Genomic DNA, 18,983 nt, shown 5'->3' on the forward strand with positions numbered 1-18,983 from the left:
CGTTACTCCGCGGGCGCCGGCTTCAGCAGGAACCTCACGGCGAGCAGGCCCAGCTCGTAAAGGATGCACATGGGCACCGCCAGCATGATCATCGACAGCAGGTCGGGCGGCGTGATGAAGGCGGCGATCGCGAACGCGCCGACGATGGCGTAACCCCGGCCCTTGCTGAGCTTCTCGGCATCCACGACGCCGATCGCGGCGAGGATCACCACGGCGACCGGCACCTCGAAGCAGAGGCCGAAGGCGAAGAACATCAACATCACGAAGTCGAGGTAATGCGTGATGTCGGTCATCATCGCGACGCCCTCGGGCGTCACGGCGTTGAGGAACTTGAACGCCGCGGGCAGGACGATGAAATACGCGAACGCGCAACCGGAATAGAACAGCACCAGCGACGCCACCAGCAGCGGTCGCGCAAGGCGTTTCTCATGCCGGTACAGGCCCGGGCTGACGAACGCCCAGAGCTGGTAGAGGATCATTGGCATGCTGACGAACAACGCGACGAAGAAGGCCAGCTTCAGCGGCGTGACGAACGGGCTCGCGACCTCGGTGGCGATGAGGTGCGCACCGTGCGGCATGCGCTCGACGAGCGGGCGCGCCAGTTCGGCGTAGAGGTAATTGGCGATCGGGACGAGGGCCAGCAGCACCAGCAGCAGCACGACGATCGCGCGCATCAGCCGGGAGCGGAGCTCCATCAGGTGGGAGAACAGCCCTTCTTCGACCACGTCCTCCGGGGACGGATCGGGTTCACGTGCGGTCATGCGGTTCCGTTCCCGACGGCGCCTTGCCGTCGCGGTTCAATGGCAGCATGTCGACCGCCGGATCGGGGTCGCGCGGCTCGACGCGTGCGGCCTGGGTTTCCGTGATGGTGTCGCGCATGCTGTCGCCGGCCTCGCGCAGCCGGGCGCCGGCATCGCGGAAGCCCTCGCCCGCGTCGCGGAAATCCTTGCGGACACTGTCGTGCGTGGCGCGGGCGTTGTCGGCGGTCTCGCGCAGGGTGCGCTTGATCTCCTCGGCGTGGATCTCGCGCTCGACCTCGGCGCGGACGCTGTCCCAGCCGTTACGCACGCGCCGCAGCAACGCGCCCGCGGTGCGGGCGGCGTGCGGCAGGCGCTCGGGTCCGAGGACGATGAGCGCCACCACCGCCAGGAGCAGCAGCTTGCCGATGCTGATGTCGATCATGGCGCGGCCGGATCAGGGGGTGCGGTCGCGCGGCTCGCCGGCTTCGCTGTGGGCCGGCGGGACCTGGGCGGCCGGCGGCGGATCGGCGCGGAGCTTCTCGTCGCCCTGGCGGGTCTGGCGGGTGTCGTCGTCGCCGTCCATGCCCTTCTTGAAGTCGCGCATGGCACCGCCCAGGTCCGAGCCGATGTTGCGCAGCTTCTTCGTGCCGAAGATCAGCACGACGACAAGCAGCAGGAGGACGATATGGGTAATGCTCATGGAAACCTCGGGGGCACCGCCGGGGCGCCGGTCTGGGACGGGGATTACTTCTGAGTGTACTCCTCCAGTGTATCCCTGAACGCGTTGACCTCGCTTGGAACATTCGTGACACCGCCCTCGAAAATGCGACGGGCCGTGATGCCGGGGCCGTAGATCTCCTCGTTGGAGTCGTCGTCGATGCTGATGCGCGATCCGTCGAGCGAAATGCCCGCGAAGAGGCCCTTGGCGCGGGAATAGGTGTAGATCTCCGCGTTCATCTTGCCGTTGGTCGCGGCCATGGCGGAGCGGCCGACCGGGCCGGCGGCCGCGGAGGCGCTGGCGCCCATGGTGAACTGGCCGTCGATGATCTGGTCGACGCCCTTGTGGGTGCGGAAGACGAGGATCACGTCGATCGACTGGATGCCGGCCTGGAAGCCGACGCCGGCCGCCGCGGTGGAGATGAAGTTGGGGTTCGACCATTCACCGGAGCAGTCGCGCTTCTGGGCGATGAGGCCCTCACCCTTGGCGCCGGAGAAGACGAAGCCACCCTTGACCATGCCGGGGATGATCGCGACGGCGCAGGCGTTCTTCAGAAGATCCGACGGGATCGACTTGTCCGGAGCGTCGTTCATCATCTCCTTGAGCACACGGACGGCCTCGGTCGCCTGCTTTCTCGGCGGATCGGCCGCCTGGGCCGCCATCGCGGGAACGAAGGCGAGAAGGCCGAGGGCGAGCAGTCGGGACGGGCGTGGGGTCATCGTGTGGGCTCCTTTCATGCACGGGATGGCGCGGGCTGCGGCAATCGGCGCGGGAACCGGCAGCCCGCCCTGTGGCAGACTGGAAGGATCCCCGCGAGCGCCATACGCCCATGCCAGGTACCCCGAACTATACCGGCCTCGCCGGCCATTCCCATGACGTCCTGCCCCGCGTCGGCGTCCTCCTGGTTAACCTCGGTACACCTGACGCGCCCACCGCCGCGGCGGTCCGGCCCTACCTGGCGCAGTTCCTCGGCGATCCCCGCGTCATCGAATACCCGCGACTGCTCTGGAAGGCGATCCTGCACGGCGTGATCCTGCGGATCCGCCCGAAGCGCTCCGCCCATGCCTACGCCCGCATCTGGACCCCCGAGGGCTCGCCCCTGCGGACCGGCAGCGAGGCGCTGGCGGCGGCGCTGCAGGCGGAACTCTCGGCCGTCGTGCCGGGGCCCGTCCGGGTGGCGCTGGCCATGCGCTATGGGCGACCGGACGTCGCGAGCCGCGTCGCCGAGCTCCAGCGCGAGGGCGTGCGTCGCCTGATCGTGCTCCCGCTGTACCCGCAGTACTCCGCCACCTCGACGGGGAGCGTCTTCGACGCCGTCGCCGACACCGTCAAGGGCCTGCGCTGGCCACCCGAACTGCGCCAGATCAATGATTACCACGCCGAGGCGGCGTACATCGAGGCACTGGCGGCGAGCGTCCGGGCGCATTGGGCCGCCAACGGCCGCGGGGAAAAGCTGCTGCTGAGCTTCCACGGCATTCCCGAGCGCTACCTGCGCGCCGGCGACCCGTATTTCTGCCAGTGTCACGCCACGGCGAGACTGTTGCGCGAGGCGCTGGGCATGGGCGAGGACGAGGCGCTGATCAGCTTCCAGTCTCGTGTGGGACGCGAGCGCTGGCTCCATCCCTACACCGACGAGACCGTGAAGCAGCTGGGTGCGAAGGGCCTCAAGCGCATCGACGTGATCAGTCCGGGCTTCGCGGTCGACTGCCTCGAGACGCTCGAGGAGATCGCCATGCAGAACGCCGATTTCTTCCGCGAAGCGGGTGGCGAAACCCTGAGCTACATCCCCTGCCTCAACGCGACGCCGTCGCACGTGCGCGCGCTGGCGTCGCTCGTGCTGCGCCATGGCCAGGGCTGGCCGGAGTTCTCCCCGGATTACGACGCCGCGGCGGAGGCCGTCCGCCTCGCCGCGGCCCGCGAGCGCGCCCGCGCGGTGAGCAGCGATGCGTGAATTGAAGGTCGCGATTCCCGGCCTGGAACTGGCCGGCCTGAGCTGGGGCGAACCCGATGCGGCGCCCCTCATCCTGTTGCACGGCTGGCTCGACAACGCGGCGAGTTTCGCGCTGCTGGCGCCACGACTGGCCGACCGCTTCCATGTGATCGCGCTCGATCTCCCCGGCCACGGCCACTCGGCGCACCTGCCCGAGGGCACCGTCTACCAGCACGTGGATTATGCGCGCGCGGTACTCGCCGCCGCCGACGCGCTCGCCCTCCCGCGCTTCCACCTGCTCGGCCACTCGCTGGGCGCGGGCGTCGCGACGATGGTGGCGATCGCCGCGCCGGAACGCATTCGTGCGCTCGCGCTGATCGAAGGCCTCGGCCCGCTCGGCGACGACGGCTCGCGCACCCTCGACCGCTTCCGCGAGGCGATGGCATCGAAAGCCGAGGGCAACCGCCCCCTGCGCGTGTTCGCGTCGATCGACGACGCTGCCCGCGCACGTGCGCTCGCCAGCGGCCTCGACGCCGGCCTCGCGACGCACATCGTCGCGCGAGGGCTCCGTGAGGTCGAGGGCGGGTACAGCTGGCGGAGCGATCCGCGGTTGTCCCGTCCTACCGCGATCCGGCTCGCCGAAACCCAGGTGATGGCGCTGCTGCTCGGCCTCGCGGCGCCCACGTCGCTCCTGCTCGCCCGCCCGCATCCGCCCTACCTCGAACCGGAAGCGTTGCAGATCCGCATCGACTGCGTCGACGACATCCGCGTCACGCACATGGATGGCGGCCACCACCTCCACCTCGAACATCCCGAAGCCGTCGCGAACTGGCTGCACGCCGCGCTGTAGTTGCAAGCAGCGAGCCTGCGAGCTGGCGCGCAAGCGCGACAACCGGGGCGAAAAGCCGTCGCGGCCGGGGCCGCTCCCACAGTGGCGGGCGGGTGTGGGAGCGGACCTGGCCGCGACAGCCTTTGAGGCCGAACCTGCGAGCTGGCGCGCAAGCCTGACGCCCGGGGCGAAAAGCCGTCGCGGCCGGGGCCGCTCCCACAACGGCGATCGGTGGTGGGAACGGACCTCGAGGCCGAACCTGCGAGCTGGCGCGCGAGCCTGACGACCGGGGCGAAAAGCCGTCGCGGCCGGGGTCGCTCCCACAACGGCGGCCGGGTGTGGGAGCGGACCTGGCCGCGACCGCTCTTGAGGCCGAACCTGCGAGCTGGCGCGCAAGCCTGATGACCGGGGCGAGAAGCCGTCGCGGCCGGGGCCGCTCCCACATGATGTTCCGGGCGCAGCCCGCATCACGGCATCGGAGTGGCCTGCACTCAATGCGAAGCACATTCGACATCCTGTCCCGATGCCGATACGACCGGGTACAGCCGTCCTCCGGCGAGGACGATCATCGATTCCAGGACATGCCTACCTCCTGACGACAGCGACCCGGGACAGGACTCCCCTATTCCAAGATACCGAGGTTGCGCGCGCCGTAAGTCGCGTCGTCCACGATGCGACGACCTGGTCCGACGCGACACTGCTTGCGTGGGTTCTCATGCCGGATCACTGGCACGGTCTCCTCGAGTTGGGCTGCACTTCGCTGCCCGAATGCATGTCGCGATTCAAAGCGTGTTCCGCGCGCGCGACGGGGCGGGGATCCATTTGGCAGAGCGGATATCACGACAGCGCGGTTCGCTCGGGCGCGTCTTTGATCGAAGCGGCACGGTACATCGTTGCGAATCCCGTGAGAGCCGGGCTGGTTAGAAGAGCAGTGGACTACCCTTACTGGAATGCCGTCTGGCTGTGAGTGTGGGAGCGGCCCTGGCCGCGACAGCCTTTGAGGCCGAACCTGCGAGCTGGCGCGCAAGCCTGACGACCGGGGCGAAAAGCCGTCGCGGCCGGGGCCGCTCCCACAGTGGCGGCCGGGTGTGGGAGCGGACCTGGCCGCGACAGCTCTTGAGGCCGAAGCTGCGAGCTGGCGCGCGGGCCCAATGACCGGGGCGAGAAGCCGTCGCGGCCGGGTGTGGGAGCGGCCCTGGCCGCGACAGCCTCTGAGGCCGAACCTGCGAGCTGGCGCGCAAGCCTGACGACCGAGGCGAAAGGCCGTCGCGGCCGGGGCCGCTCCCACACACACAGCTGGATACGGGGGGATCAGGCTACCGGGTCGAAATGCAGGCCCGTCTGGATGACCGGATCGACGAGCCAGTGGTCGGCGAGCAGGAAGGCGAACAGCACCATCAGGTAGACGATCGAGTAGTTGAACGTCTTCATCGCGAAGAGTTCGTCGGGCGGATTGAGCAGGCGGATCGCGTACCAGAGGAAGCCCGCGCCGAGCACCACCGCGCCGAACAGGTAGATCAGGCCGCTCATGCCCGTGAAGAACGGCAGCAGCGTCACGACGAAGAGCAGGATCGTATAGAACAGGATGTGCCAGCGGGTGTAGGTGACGCCATGCGTCACCGGAAGCATCGGCACCTGCGCGCGGGAATAGTCGTCGACGCGGAAGATCGCCAGCGCCCAGAAGTGCGGCGGGGTCCACACGAAGATGATCAGCAGCAGCTGCAACGCGTACGGATGCAGCGAGTCGGTGACCGCGGTCCACCCGAGCATCGGCGGCGCGGCGCCGGCGATGCCGCCGATCACGATGTTCTGTGGCGTCGCGCGCTTCAGGTACGCGGTGTAGATCACCGCGTAGCCGATGAGCGAGCAGAACGTCAGCACCGCGGTGAGCATGTTCACGAGGAACACGAGCACGAGCATCGACACGATGCCCAGCGACAGCGCGAAGACGAACACCTGCAACGAGGTCAGCTGCCCCGTGGCGAGCGGCCGGTGCGAGGTGCGCGCCATGACCTTGTCGATGCGCTGGTCGATCAGGTGGTTGAACGCGGCGGCGGAGGCGGACGCGAGCCAGATGCCCAGCGTGCCGAAGACGACGGCGTGCCACGTCGGCAGGACGCGCTGCCCGTTCGGATCCACGGCGAGGAACATGCCGATGACGGCGCAGAAGACCAGCAGCGCGACGACGCGCGGCTTCGTCAGTTCGAGGTATTGACCGAGGACGCTCACGGGGACTCCGACGCGGGCAGGCGCTGCGTGTTCGCCAGGGCCACCAGCAGGGTGAAGAGCAGGAGCGCGGCGACGCCATTGTGCGCCGTCGCGACGGGCAGCGGCAGGCCGAGGTGGACGTTGCCGATGCCGAGCAGCACCTGCGCCACGAGGACCACGGCGACCGCGATGCCGACCTTGCGCAGCCCATGACGGGCGAGGCGGTGCGAAAGCCACGCGAGGTAGCAGAACGTGATGAGCGCGCCGATGCGATGCGCGATCTGGATGGCGCTGCGTGCGGCCATGTCGAGCACGCCGCCTTCGTAGTTCACACCGATGCCTCGCCAGAGCACGAACGCCTGCGGGAAATCGGTCTGCGGCCACCACTGGCCCAGGCACTTCGGAAAATCGGTGCCGCAGGCGAGCGCGGCGTAGTTCGAGCTGGTCCAGCCACCGAGCGCGATCTGGCAGACGAGCACCACGATGCCGATCGCCACCGGCGCCCGGAGCGCGGCGTAGCGGTCGTCGGGCGATCCGACGCGCCACCAGCGCAGCGCGGCCCAGGCGAGCAGCGCGAAAGTGGCGAGACCGCCGAGGAGGTGCCCCATGACGACGATCGGCTTCAGCAGCAGCGTCACCGTCCACATGCCGAGCATCGCCTGGAAGATGATCACGGCGAGCGCCGCGACGCCGACCTTCCATGCCCCAGGCCGGTCGAGCGTGGCGGCGGCGACCAGCGGCAGCGCGATCGCCAGCGCGGACAGGAAGGACGAAACGACGTGTTCGCCACGTATGTACATCACGACGCCCACCGCCGCGAAGACGGCGGCCACGACGACCGCGACCGTCGCGAAACGACGTCGCCACGCGGCGATCACGGCGATGGCCAGCACCATCACGCCGAGGCTACCCGCGAGGAAACGATGCACCTGCTCGCGCCACGCCTTGTGCGTTTCGTACGGGCGATCGGGGAACGCCTCATTCGCGCGCGCGATGTCCTGCGCATGTCCGGGCCACGTGGCCTTGCCGTAGCAGGTCGGCCAGTCGGGGCACGAAAGACCGGCGTTGGACAGGCGCACGAAGGCGCCGAACATCACGACGCAGAAGGCGAACAGCGCGGCAAGCAGCGCGAGGGTGCGCAGCGTCTTCACGGCACGGGGCGACATCAGCGGATCACCTTCTGCAGGTCCTTGCGCAGGCCGTTCGGATCGAAACCGGCCGGATACCAGGCGAGCGCCGTGGCGTTGGATTCGACGAGGACGGTGGCAACGCTGTCCGGCTCCGTCGGCCGGAACGCATCGAACGCGTTCGACGGATCGGTGCCGACGGCGTAATCGCCCATCACCGACGCGGCATCGGCGCCTTCCGGCGCGGCGCCGATGTACAACAGGCGCAGCCGGTCGGCGTTGCGGTTGAGTACGATGCGCGCGTTGCGCATGAGCGCGAGCGTCTGGAGGCACCGCGCAGCGCAGCCAGGCCCGGGCAGCGCGACGAGCGTGAGGCGCGGCTCGCTGTCACGCCATGCCCAGGGCGCACCGCCGACATCGACACGCACGTCGGCGAGGCTGCGCTGCGGCACGATCGGCTGCCCGTTGCCCTTGCCCTGCGGCTGCCAGCCGGACAGCGTGAGCAGGCCGGCGGCGACGATCGGCGCGAGGAACACGAGCATGATCAGCACCAGCTTCAGCCGGCCGGCACGTGCTTTTTCAGGAGAGGCGATCGGATCGGTCATGGGTCGTGAACGCGGCCTAGCGACGCTTGCGATGCAGGAGGACGAAGATCACCACCGCGGCCAGCGCGAAGGTGAACCATTGGAAGGCATAGGCGCGATGCCGCGCCGGTGGCATGAAGCCCGGTGTCCAGTCGCGCGCGTACAGCGTCGCCGGATCGGGATCGAGCAGCAGCACGCGAGGATACAGCGAGTGCCCGAGGTCCGCCCCGATCTCGCCGAGATCGACGTAGACCATGGTCTTCTCCGCGCCCGTCTGACCCGGCAGCGGATTGCCGCCCATGCGCATGCCGACGCCCGGCGTGGGCGCGTAAAGCCCGTGGACGTGCGTCGGCCCGGCGGGCAACGGCGGCAGTTTCGGGTTGGCGCCCTGCTCCTTCGGCAGGAAGCCGAGATCGACGAGGAGGTACGGATCGCGCCCTTCAGGCGAGAACGGCGCATAGACGTGCACGCCGACCTGCCCGGCATGGGTCTGGTCGTCGAGCACGTAGTAGTGGCCGGGCACGAACTTGCCACGCACGTCGAGCCGCGGATAGCGATCCTCCGGCGGCGCGTCCGCGATCATCCCGAATTCCTCGACGCCCGCCGCGGCGGATGCGGCGAAGCGCCGCAGGAGCTCATCCTTTTCGCCGGCGCGATCGAGCTGCCACACGCCCAGGCGCACGAAAACGAGCACACCGGCCACCGTGAGTGCGACAGCGAACCACGTCGGACGGCGCAGAAAGGTCATGCAAGACCCCGCGTCGCCACCGCTATACTCGGATTGTCGCAATGGGGCGGAAGGGTCACGTGGAAACCATCTATAAATACGCGCTGGTGATCCTGCTGCTGGTGGTGCTGTTCAACCTCGGCCAGGCCCTGTTCTTCATGATGACCGACAAGGGCCAGAGCAAGCGCACCGTCTGGGCGCTCACCCGTCGCATCGGCCTGTCGTTGCTGCTCATCGCCATGGTGGCGCTGGGCATCTTCATGGGTTGGCTGCACCCCCACGGGGTCGGCCAATTCTAGCGCGCCTGGCCAGGGGGCCAAGGCGCGGTGCGGCATTTGGTGCCGGTTCGGTGTGGGGAGGCGCGCCGCCGACACGTGGGGGTTGCGACGAGGCGGCCCGCTGCCGCGGGATCGCCGATCTGATCGGCTCCCACCACAATCACCTGGAAGCGGGCGGCGCAGCGGGCCGACACAGTCCGTCAATCGACCAAAAGGCCGGATAGCGTAGCCGGCTCGCCATTGCCGGTAGCGGCAGGCGCTGCGCTGAGCCTCCCATGCATCAGGCCGGACGGAAAGATGACCCGACCGCTGTCTAGAGCGTGCAATTCATGTCGAACTCCGCACGGGACTTCAGTCCATACGCGTCGGTGAACTCGACTTCCCACCTAATGGTACCCGCACCCGGGTTACTGGATGCACAGCCTGCACGAGTAACGAACGGCGACGACGTTTCAGGGAGCGATTGGGTGCCCCCGGTGCACTTCCAACCTGGCGGGCACTCTATAGCCTTTGTGACTCGCAGGACCGGAAACGTCGGGTGTCCCGTGAAGGGCGCTTCCAGATTCCCTGACTCACCACGCTTCAATGTGATGTCGGGATGGTCGACGATCTCAAATGGTTCAGGAACCGACTGCTGGAGATACATTCGGTAGCCCTTTTCCATTCCCCTCATCGCAGCCTTCTGAAACTCAGGATCCGCCAGGGCAGCGGCGTCGTCAGGATTCGTATGGAAGCCCACTTCGGCGATTACACTGATCATCTTCGCTTCGCGATTCTCCGCGAGGTTCGCGGCATGAGGATTTGATGCAATCGAGTAACCCTCGTAGGCTGTGAGCGAGTGAATGCTTTCCTTCATGTAGAACAGGATGCTTGCAGCAAGCTTGGCGTCTTCCGATCGGCCGGTTTGATAGTAGACACGCGCTCCCCTCGTCGCGGGATCCGCAGCGTTGGTATGGACGTGGAGCATTGCGTCGACCCCAAGGAAGTTGGCGTAGAAGGGGCGGCTATAGATGTCCTCGTCGCGCTCCACCAGCGCATAGTCCTGATCACCTTTGCTGTTCCATATGCCAGTCTCTTCAGGGTAAAGCTCCTTGAGATGATAGCGCGCGCCCACCTTCCACCACGGCTGTCCACTCTCGAGATGTAGAGACTGACTTTCAGATCGTACCTGCACCGTCTGTGCATCGCTGCGCTCGTTCAGGTAGGTGGCGAGGTCGGAAGCCATGATCGGGGTTACAAAGTCCTCGGTGATGCCGTTCGACTCCGCGCGGGCCGGCCTCCAGTCCTTGTACGTCCGATGAAAGTAGAGACCATGTCCCGCCGAGACCATGACCTTCGTGACGGGAATCGGCGCACCAGTTGCTGATGCGCGAGGGGGATTCTGTCGTGGATCAGGCCTGCGATCCTCGGGGAAGTAGTCGTAGATATCGCGCCCTCCGAACAGAAATTCGACTCCGCTTACCGGCGCAACGCTCTCCGCGCGAGAAATCACCTCGTTCATGATCTCCATGAGGTGGTCCTCGAATTCTCCGCCATTGACCTTGGGAACGTACCCGGCGCCAAGGTCGACGATGATGGATCGTCCGTCATCGGCATACCTGACGATGGGATGCGGAATGATTCCCTGTCCTTCCATACGTTCTTGTGCGGCAACGATCGTCCGGATCCGACCCGCGAGTTCTTGCTCGATCGAGTCGCGTTGGCGCTGCGTCGGCACGTTCGTCTGCATCTCGTCCGACATGCCTGCGCTAGGCCTTGCCATAGCCGGCGTCGCAATAATGGCTCCGAGACACCCCACCATGACCCATTGAGCAAGCACAACCTTCACTTTCCTTCCATTCTTCAAACCAAACCTCCCGAATTGAAACTGCACGCGCGTTGGCCCCTCGCTCATGATCGCGAAGCTGGCTTTTCTCGTATAAGGGACGATTACGCTGAAAGCCGCATGGCAAGCGATCCACCACGTGGACACGCCACCACGTCCGACGCTTCATGGAGGCAGACTGTCGCTTTACTCCAGGCAGAGCCGTCTGGGAATCGGGACGTATTCCGACAGCAGCGCCGATACGCAGACTAGGGAACGACGATTCGGCTGTCTGTCATCCCGAGTGTCGAATCATTGCCGATTTACGGCAAAAATCGTCGGCGCGATGTTCGATGGCCCAGGGCTCGCCGACACGGGCGCGCGTGAAATGACTAAATGAAAAAGCCGCCTTTCGGCGGCTTTTTTTTGGCTCAGAGCACGTAGACGAAGAGGAATAGCGCCAGCCAGACCACGTCGACGAAGTGCCAGTACCAGGCGACGGCCTCGAAGCCGAAGTGGTCGTCCTTCGAGAAGTGGCCCTTCGCGCAGCGCACCCAGATGATCGCCAGCATGATCGTGCCGAGCGTCACGTGCATGCCGTGGAAGCCGGTGAGCATGAAGAACGTGGCGCCGTAGACGCCGCTGCCGAGCGTGAGGTTGAAGTGCTCGTACGCTTCGGCGTACTCGTGCGCCTGGAACCACAGGAACAGGCAGCCCAGCAGCACGGTGGCGCCGAGGCCGACGAGCAGCGTCGTGCGGTGGCCGGCCTTCAGCGCGTGGTGCGCGATGGTGATCGTGACGCCGGACGAGAGCAGGATCAGCGTGTTCAGCAGCGGCAGGCCCCACGCCGGGATCGTCTGGAACGCGCCGCCGATCTTCTCGGGACCGCCGCCACCGGAAGCGCCCCACGCGGCGTTGTAGCCTTCCCAGATGAACTGGTGGGTCAGCACGCCGTGGCCTTCGCCGCCGAGCCAGGGCACCGCGAACAGGCGGGCGTAGAACAGCGCGCCGAAGAACGCGCCGAAGAACATGACCTCGGAGAAGATGAACCACATCATCCCCATGCGGAACGAGCGGTCGACCTGGCCGTTGTAGTTGCCGGCCAGCGATTCGTTGATCACCGAGCGGAACCACCCGAAGAACATGCCCAGGATCATGGCGATGCCGACCCAGAACAGCGGCTTGCCGAACCCGGTCTGGCCCGGCTCGGCGTTCAGCCAGTGCGCGGCACCGAAGACGGTGACGAACATGGAGACGGCGGCCACGATCGGCCAGTAGCTCTTGCTCGGTACGAAGTAGACGTCGTGTTGCTGGTGACCCATGGTGGTTTCCCGTGGATGTCGCTTGGTTTAGCCGGTCAGACCTTCAGCATCTGCAGGATCGAGATGACGAACACCGCGACCGCGAAACCGCCCGCGATCAGCGCGGTGCGGCGGGCGCGCCGGCGGCGCGCCTCGATGTCGGTATCCGTCATGCCGTGCATCGATCAGTGTTCCGTGTTGCCGTGGGCGAGCTCGTCGTCGTGGATGACCGGCGGCACGTCGAAGGTGTGGAACGGGGCCGGCGACGGCACGGTCCACTCGAGGCCCTTCGCCCCCTCCCACGAACGGTCCGCGGCCTTCTTCTTCGAGAAGAACACGCAGTGGATCACGACGCCGAGGAAGATCAGCTGCGAGGCGCCGAACCAGAAGCCGCCGATCGAGCTGATCATGTTGAAGTTGGCGAACGCGACGTTGTAGTCGGGGATGCGGCGCGGCATGCCCGCCAGGCCCAGGAAGTGCTGCGGGAAGAACAGCACGTTGACCGAGATGACGCTCGACCAGAAATGGATCTTGCCCCACGTCTCGCTGTACATGTTGCCCGACCACTTCGGCAGCCAGTAGTACGCCGCCGCCATGATCGAGAACGCGGCACCGGTCACCAGCACGTAGTGGAAGTGCGCCACCACGAAGTACGTGTCGTGGTACTGGAAGTCGGCCGGCGCGAGCGCGAGCATCAGGCCCGAGAACCCGCCGATGGTGAACAGGATCACGAAGGCGATCGAGAACAGCATCGGCGTCTCGAAGGTCATCGAGCCGCCCCACATCGTCGACACCCAGTTGAACACCTTCACGCCCGTCGGCACGGCGATGAGCATCGTGGCGTACATGAAGAAGATCTCGGCGCCCATCGGCAGGCCCACGGCGAACATGTGGTGCGCCCAGACGATGAACGAGAGGAAGGCGATCGAGGCGATGGCGAACACCATCGCGCGGTAGCCGAAGATCGGCTTGCGCGAGAACGTCGGGATGATCTCCGAGATGATCCCGAACGCCGGCAGGATCATGATGTAGACCTCGGGATGCCCGAAGAACCAGAAGATGTGCTGGAACAGCACCGGGTCGCCGCCGCCGGCGGCATTGAAGAAGTTGGTGTGGAAGTACTTGTCGGTCAGCAGCATCGTGACCGCGCCGGCGAGCACCGGCATCACCGCGATCAGCAGGAACGCCGTGATCAGCCAGCTCCACACGAACACCGGCATCTTCAGCAGGTCCATGCCCGGCGCGCGCATGTTGAGGATGGTGGCGATGATGTTGATCGCGCCCATGATCGAGCTGATGCCCATCAGGTGGACGGCGAAGATCGTGTACGCGATCGACTCACCCTGCAGCGAGAGCGGCGGGTACATCGTCCAGCCGCCGGCGGGACCGCCGCCCGGCATGAACAGCGTCGAGAGCAGCAGGATGAACGCGAACGGCATGATCCAGAACGACAGGTTGTTCATGCGCGGCAGCGCCATGTCCGGCGCGCCGACCATGAGCGGGATCATCCAGTTCGCGAGGCCGACGAACGACGGCATGATCGCGCCGAAGATCATCACCAGCGCGTGCATCGTCGTCATTTCGTTGAAGAAATACGGCTGCACGAGCTGCATGCCCGGCTTAAAGAGCTCCGCGCGGATGACCATCGCGAAGGCGCCGCCGATGAAGAACATCGTCAGCGAGAAGATCAGGTACAGCGTGCCGATGTCCTTGTGGTTCGTGGACATCACCCATCGCTGGAAGAACCCTTTCGGGGCCCCGTGGTGATCGTGGTGGTCGTGGGTGGCTGCGTGCGCCATGGCCTTGCACCTCTACCTTAACTTGATCGGATTAGCCCTGGGGGGCCTGGGCGGGGACGGTCTGGGCGGTCTGCGCGGCCTTCTGTACCTTGGCCTCGTCTTCCTGCGTCGCCAGCCACTGTTCGAATTCGGCGCGGGGCACGGCCTTGACCACGATCGGCATGAAGCCGTGGTCCTGGCCGCAGAGCTCGGCGCACTGGCCGCGGTAGACGCCGGGCTCCTTGATGTTCGTCCAGGCCGCGTTGGCGATGCCCGGGATCGCGTCCATCTTCCAGCCCAGCGCGGGCACCCACCAGGAGTGGATGACATCGCCGCCGACGATCACGAAGCGGATCTTGGTGTTCGTGGGCAGCACGAGCGGCTTGTCCACGTCCAGCAAGTAGGTGTTGTAACCATCGACCTTGATCTTGTCCGGGTCGAGGTTGGACTTCAGCTGGCGGGTGCGGTCGGAGGTTTCTTCGAGCTTCGAGATGAAGCCGACCTGGTCGACGCCCTTGCCCTTGTAATCGACGTAGTCGTAGCGCCACTTCCACTGGTAGCCGGTGACCTTGATGGTCATCTCGGAATTCGTGGTGTCGGCGAACGAGGTCAGGCCACCCGTGGCGAGGTGGGCCAGGAAGATGAGGATGATGACGGGGATGACCGTCCACACCACTTCGAGCTTGGTGCTGTGCGACCACTTCTCGGCGACGGCGCCGCGCGATTTGCGGAAGCGGAACATGGCGATGAACATCGCGCCGAACACGACGATGCCGATCACGACGCAGACCCACAGGGCCACCATGTGCATGGCGTACGGCGACCACTCGGCTGCGCCCTTGGTCATGTTCAGCTGGTTCGGTTCGGGATTGGCCCACGCCGCCCCTCCGAACAGCGCGAGGGCGCCCGCCGCCCACGCCGATATCGATCGTCCGATGCCGCCAGATGTCATGTGTCTTGCACCTTTATTGAACCTACCTGCGCGACTGGCCAGCCTCGGACAGCAGCACCATGAGTTTCCTTGACACCTCGGCCCGTTCCTCTTCCCCAAGGAAGGCGCCGATTTCGAGCTCGTTGCCGTGCGACGTGAGCAACAGGCGCTGGCGCCCATCCCCCTGTTTCAGCCCGACCCGTACCCAATACGTCTGGAAACGGACCGTCCGGTGTCCCGGTATGGCGCGTACCTCCAGCGTATCCGGCCCGATCGCGATGCGTTCACCCCTGCCGCCGGCCCGCCAGGCCGCGCCAAGCGCGAACCCCACGGCGAAGGCTTCGAGCAGTGCGAAGACGGGGGCGAATACGTTCCCCTGCCATGCGCCGAGCGCGGCCGTCGCCAGGGCTATCGCCGCAAGGCCGATGATCGTCCGACGCAGACCGCGCTTGTCCAGCGCACGGTTGGGCCGGAGCCACAACACGCGCGGGTGACCCGCGACGGTCGGTCGAAGCACGAACATGGGAGCCTAAGCGTGCCTGGAACCTTCGGGATGATAGGGCGCTGGTCAAGATGCAGCAAGGTTGGAAGGTGGCGCGTTGTCGCAGGGGAGCTGGAAGTCGGGGGATGGGGGATGGGAAGTGGGGGCGCGACCCCGGCGATGGCCCGAGGGACCGGAAGCGTCGTGCTTGCCTCGACGCCAGCGCGGTGTCCCGGCGCACCTCATACGCATGCCGGCTGTGCCGCCCCCACTTCCCATCCCCCATCCCCGCTCCCGAGGCGCTCCACACACACCCCCACAACCTACCCTACAATGGGCGGTCTCCCCCGCCCCCACACGCCCCCAGTGAACCCCACCATTCTTCGTCCCGAACTTCCGACCGGCGTCGAGCCGGCGCGTGCGCGCATCACGGCCGCCTGGCTGCGCGACGAAACCGAGGCCGTGAACGACCTGCTGGCGCAGGCGACGCTGCCGCCGACCGAGCGCGAGCACGTGATCGACGTGGCCGCCGGCCTGGTGACGCGCGTCCGCGCGCGGGCCAAGGACCAGAGCGCCGTCGAATCGTTCATGCGCCAGTACGACCTCTCCTCCGAGGAAGGCGTGCTGCTGATGTGCGTGGCGGAGGCCCTGCTGCGCATTCCGGACAAGGCCACGGCCGACAAGCTGATCCGCGACAAGCTGGGCGACGCCGACTGGAAGAAGCACCTGGGCCAGAGCGAGTCGCTGTTCGTCAACGCGTCGACCTGGGGCCTGATGCTCACGGGTCACCTCGTGAACCTCGCCGAGGAGACGCGCCACGACTTCAGTTCCGCCCTGCGCCGCCTCGTCGGCCGCGCCGGCGAGCCGGTGGTGCGCCTCGCGGTGCGCCAGGCGATGCGCATCATGGGCCACCAGTTCGTGATGGGTCGCACGATCAAGGAGGCGCTCGATCGCTCCGCCGAGAAGGAGCACGCGGTCTATCGCTACTCGTACGACATGCTCGGCGAGTCCGCGCTGACGCAGGCGACGGCCGAGCGTTACCAGCAGGATTACCGCGACGCGATCAACGCGCTGGGCGCGCGCGGCCCGTTCCCGAACAACCTCGAAGCCCCGTCGATCTCGGTCAAGCTCTCGGCGCTGCATCCGCGCTACGAAGTGGCCAACCGCGCCCGCGCGCGCGCCGAGCTGGGCGCCAAGCTGCTGGAGCTCTCGCAGCTGGCGTACAAGAACGGCATCGCGCTGTCCGTCGACGCGGAGGAAACCGATCGCCTCGAGCTCTCGCTCGACATCATCGGCGACGTCTTCGAGCACCCGTCGCTCGAGGGCTGGAACGGCCTCGGCATCGTGATCCAGGCGTACCAGAAGCGCGCGCCGTTCGTGATCGACTGGGTGACCGAGAAGGCCCGCGCCACCGGCCGCCGCTGGTTCGTGCGCCTGGTCAAGGGCGCCTATTGGGACGCCGAGATCAAGCGCTCGCAGGAAGGCGGCCTCGCCGGCTACCCGGTGTACACGCGCAAGCCGAACACCGACGTCTCGTACCTGGCATGCGCCCGCCGCCTGTTCGCCGCCGGCGGCGACGCCGTGTATCCGCAGTTCGCCACGCACAACGCGCACACGATCGCCGCGATCCACCACATCGCGCAGGGCCGCCCCTACGAGAACCAGCGCCTGCACGGCATGGGCGCCGATCTCTACGCGGAAGTGATCGGCAAGGACAAGCTCAACGTGCCCTGCCGCGTCTACGCGCCGGTCGGCAGCCACGAAGACCTCCTGCCGTACCTGGTCCGCCGCCTGCTCGAGAACGGCGCCAACACCAGCTTCGTGAACCGCGTGGTCGACGAGTCCGTGCCGGTGCGCGACCTGGTCGCCGATCCCTGCGAGATCGTGCGTTCCTTCGCTTCGATCCCCCACCCTCGTATCCCCCTGCCGGTCAATCTCTACGGCGAACTCCGGAAGAACTCCATGGGCATGAACTTCGCTAACGACAACGAGCTCAACGAGCTCGCCGACGCCGTCAACCGCCACAGCGGTCCGTGGAACGCCGTGCCGCTCGTCGCGGGCGCCACCGCCACCGGCGGCAAGACCGAGGTCACCGATCCGGCCGATCGCCGCCGCATCATCGGCACCGTGCAGAACGCCGACCAGGCGCTCGTCGAGACCGCGCTGGCCGCCGCCGTGAAGGCGCAGCCGGGCTGGGACCGCCTGCCGGCCGCCAGCCGCGCCGCGATCCTCGAGCACGCCGCCGAGCAGCTCGAGCACAACCGCGCCGAGTTCATCGCGCTGTGCGTGCGCGAAGCGGGCAAGAGCCTGCCGGATGCCATCGCCGAGATCCGCGAGGCGGCCGACTTCCTCCGCTACTACGCGACCATGGCGCGCCGCCTGTTCGGCCAGCCGGAACAGCTGCCCGGTCCCACCGGCGAGAGCAACCAGCTGTTCCTAAACGGCCGCGGCGTCTTCGTCTGCATCAGCCCGTGGAACTTCCCGCTCGCGATCTTCCTCGGCCAGGTCGCCGCCGCGCTCGCCGCGGGCAACTCGGTGATCGCCAAGCCCGCCGAGCAGACCTCGCTGGTCGGCTACGTCGCGGTGAAGCTGCTGCACGCCGCCGGCGTGCCGGTGGACGTGCTCCAGTACCTGCCGGGTGACGGCGCCACCGTCGGCGCCGCGCTGACGCGCGATCCGCGCGTCGCGGGCGTGGCCTTCACCGGCTCGACCGAGACCGCCTGGGCGATCAACCGCGCGCTCGCGGCGCGTAACGCGCCGATCGCGGCGCTGGTGGCCGAAACCGGCGGCCAGAACGCGATGATCGCCGACTCCTCGGCCCTGCCCGAGCAGATCGTCAAGGACGTCATCGCCTCGGCGTTCCAGTCGGCCGGCCAGCGCTGCTCCGCCGCGCGCGTCCTGTTCGTGCAGGAAGACATCGCCGACAAGGTGATCTCGATGCTCGCCGGCGCCATGGCCGAACTGAAGGTCGGCGATCCCGGCCTGCTCTCGACCGACGTGGGCCCGGTGATCGACGAAGACGCCCGCAAGATTCTCGTCGACCACGTCGCGCGCATGGACCGCGAGGCGAAGAAGATCGCCGAAGTGTCGGTGCCGGAAGCCGCCGCGCACGGGACGTTCTTCGCGCCGCGCGCCTACGAGATCCCGTCGCTCGAGACGCTGACGCGCGAGATCTTCGGCCCCGTGCTGCACGTGATCCGCTGGAAGGGTTCGGAGCTGGAGAAGGTCGTCGATCAGATCAACGGCACCGGCTTCGGCCTGACGCTCGGCATCCACAGCCGCATCGACGACACGATCGAGTTCATTCAGAGCCGCGCGCGCGTCGGCAACTGCTACGTCAACCGCAACCAGATCGGCGCGGTCGTCGGCGTGCAGCCCTTCGGCGGCGAAGGCCTCTCGGGCACCGGCCCGAAGGCCGGCGGTCCGCACTACCTGCTTCGCTTCGCCGGCGAGCGCACGCTCACGATCAACACCACCGCGGCGGGCGGCAACGCGTCGCTGCTGACCATCGGCGAGTAACGCCGTCGGCCGGGCCGGTTCCCGCTTC

General features: G+C 67.0%; 18 protein-coding genes. 5 read left to right on the forward strand and 13 right to left on the reverse strand.

Annotated features, from left to right (window positions below; all coding sequences use genetic code 11):
• Positions 1 to 2: 2 nt before the first annotated feature.
• From tatC to J2X58_RS12570, 4 genes are read right to left on the reverse strand one after another with little or no spacing between them, the layout of a single operon-like run.
• The gene (gene tatC, locus J2X58_RS12555) at positions 3 to 761 is read right to left on the reverse strand and encodes a twin-arginine translocase subunit TatC (protein WP_090056146.1); all 759 of its coding nucleotides are present in this window, start codon (positions 759 to 761) and stop codon (positions 3 to 5) included.
• Entirely contained in the window at positions 748 to 1,182 is a 435-nt protein-coding gene (gene tatB, locus J2X58_RS12560) for a Sec-independent protein translocase protein TatB (protein ID WP_254779307.1), read from the reverse strand. The genes tatC and tatB overlap by 14 nt, the downstream gene beginning before the upstream one ends.
• 12 nt (positions 1,183 to 1,194) lie before the next feature.
• Positions 1,195 to 1,440: a twin-arginine translocase TatA/TatE family subunit gene (tatA, locus tag J2X58_RS12565; protein WP_090056144.1), complete on the reverse strand. Its 246-nt coding sequence runs from the start codon at positions 1,438 to 1,440 to the stop codon at positions 1,195 to 1,197.
• A 44-nt stretch (positions 1,441 to 1,484) separates the two neighbouring features.
• Positions 1,485 to 2,177 (reverse strand): lipid-binding SYLF domain-containing protein, encoded by a 693-nt coding sequence (locus J2X58_RS12570; RefSeq protein WP_090056142.1) that lies wholly within the window; start codon positions 2,175 to 2,177, stop codon positions 1,485 to 1,487.
• A 110-nt stretch (positions 2,178 to 2,287) separates the two neighbouring features.
• Between J2X58_RS12570 and hemH the strand changes: the two genes are divergently transcribed.
• The 3 genes from hemH to J2X58_RS12585 all read left to right on the forward strand — a co-directional run bounded on the left by hemH (position 2,288) and on the right by J2X58_RS12585 (position 5,184).
• Positions 2,288 to 3,409, forward strand: coding sequence for a ferrochelatase (gene hemH, locus J2X58_RS12575; RefSeq protein ID WP_310048570.1), 1,122 nt, complete (start codon positions 2,288 to 2,290; stop codon positions 3,407 to 3,409).
• A complete protein-coding gene (locus J2X58_RS12580; RefSeq protein WP_310048571.1) occupies positions 3,402 to 4,238 on the forward strand; it encodes an alpha/beta hydrolase in 837 nt (278 codons plus the stop codon). Before hemH ends, J2X58_RS12580 begins: the two co-directional genes overlap by 8 nt.
• A 502-nt stretch (positions 4,239 to 4,740) precedes the next feature.
• The gene (locus J2X58_RS12585; RefSeq protein WP_310048572.1) at positions 4,741 to 5,184 is read left to right on the forward strand and encodes a transposase; all 444 of its coding nucleotides are present in this window, start codon (positions 4,741 to 4,743) and stop codon (positions 5,182 to 5,184) included.
• Positions 5,185 to 5,528: 344 nt separating this feature from the next.
• Here J2X58_RS12585 and cyoE read toward each other — a convergent pair whose 3' ends face one another.
• The 4 genes from cyoE to J2X58_RS12605 are packed head-to-tail and all read right to left on the reverse strand — an operon-like array spanning position 5,529 to position 8,884.
• Positions 5,529 to 6,446 carry a heme o synthase gene (cyoE, locus tag J2X58_RS12590; RefSeq protein ID WP_090175304.1) on the reverse strand — a complete coding sequence of 306 codons (918 nt, stop codon included), beginning with the start codon at positions 6,444 to 6,446 and terminating at the stop codon, positions 5,529 to 5,531.
• Positions 6,443 to 7,591: a COX15/CtaA family protein gene (locus J2X58_RS12595; protein WP_310048574.1), complete on the reverse strand. Its 1,149-nt coding sequence runs from the start codon at positions 7,589 to 7,591 to the stop codon at positions 6,443 to 6,445. Before J2X58_RS12595 ends, cyoE begins: the two co-directional genes overlap by 4 nt.
• A complete protein-coding gene (locus tag J2X58_RS12600) occupies positions 7,591 to 8,157 on the reverse strand; it encodes a hypothetical protein (protein WP_310048576.1) in 567 nt (188 codons plus the stop codon). The genes J2X58_RS12595 and J2X58_RS12600 overlap by 1 nt, the downstream gene beginning before the upstream one ends.
• A gap of 16 nt (positions 8,158 to 8,173) precedes the next feature.
• A complete protein-coding gene (locus J2X58_RS12605) occupies positions 8,174 to 8,884 on the reverse strand; it encodes an SURF1 family protein (RefSeq protein WP_310048577.1) in 711 nt (236 codons plus the stop codon).
• Between the two features lie 41 nt (positions 8,885 to 8,925).
• Between J2X58_RS12605 and J2X58_RS12610 the strand changes: the two genes are divergently transcribed.
• On the forward strand, positions 8,926 to 9,162 hold the full coding sequence (locus tag J2X58_RS12610) for a twin transmembrane helix small protein (RefSeq protein WP_175472844.1): 237 nt from the start codon (positions 8,926 to 8,928) through the stop codon (positions 9,160 to 9,162).
• A gap of 292 nt (positions 9,163 to 9,454) precedes the next feature.
• On the opposite strand, the gene J2X58_RS12615 is transcribed toward J2X58_RS12610, so the two are convergent.
• From J2X58_RS12615 to J2X58_RS12635, 5 genes are all read right to left on the reverse strand, one after another.
• Positions 9,455 to 11,113, reverse strand: coding sequence for an N-acetylmuramoyl-L-alanine amidase (locus J2X58_RS12615; protein ID WP_310048579.1), 1,659 nt, complete (start codon positions 11,111 to 11,113; stop codon positions 9,455 to 9,457).
• A gap of 263 nt (positions 11,114 to 11,376) precedes the next feature.
• Positions 11,377 to 12,267, reverse strand: a complete 891-nt coding sequence (locus tag J2X58_RS12620; RefSeq protein ID WP_090056125.1) for a cytochrome c oxidase subunit 3 — start codon at positions 12,265 to 12,267, stop codon at positions 11,377 to 11,379.
• Between the two features lie 164 nt (positions 12,268 to 12,431).
• A complete protein-coding gene (gene ctaD / locus J2X58_RS12625) occupies positions 12,432 to 14,045 on the reverse strand; it encodes a cytochrome c oxidase subunit I (RefSeq protein WP_090056123.1) in 1,614 nt (537 codons plus the stop codon).
• A 31-nt stretch (positions 14,046 to 14,076) separates the two neighbouring features.
• Positions 14,077 to 14,976 carry a cytochrome c oxidase subunit II gene (gene coxB / locus J2X58_RS12630; RefSeq protein ID WP_090056121.1) on the reverse strand — a complete coding sequence of 300 codons (900 nt, stop codon included), beginning with the start codon at positions 14,974 to 14,976 and terminating at the stop codon, positions 14,077 to 14,079.
• Positions 14,977 to 14,998: 22 nt separating this feature from the next.
• Entirely contained in the window at positions 14,999 to 15,478 is a 480-nt protein-coding gene (locus J2X58_RS12635; RefSeq protein WP_175472843.1) for a DUF2244 domain-containing protein, read from the reverse strand.
• A gap of 291 nt (positions 15,479 to 15,769) precedes the next feature.
• Between J2X58_RS12635 and putA the strand changes: the two genes are divergently transcribed.
• Positions 15,770 to 18,955 carry a bifunctional proline dehydrogenase/L-glutamate gamma-semialdehyde dehydrogenase PutA gene (gene putA / locus J2X58_RS12640; RefSeq protein WP_310048583.1) on the forward strand — a complete coding sequence of 1,062 codons (3,186 nt, stop codon included), beginning with the start codon at positions 15,770 to 15,772 and terminating at the stop codon, positions 18,953 to 18,955.
• The last annotated feature ends 28 nt before the right edge of the window (positions 18,956 to 18,983 follow it).

This window comes from Luteibacter sp. 3190 (assembly GCF_031456385.1).
In the GTDB taxonomy this organism is placed as follows: Bacteria; Pseudomonadota; Gammaproteobacteria; order Xanthomonadales; family Rhodanobacteraceae; genus Luteibacter.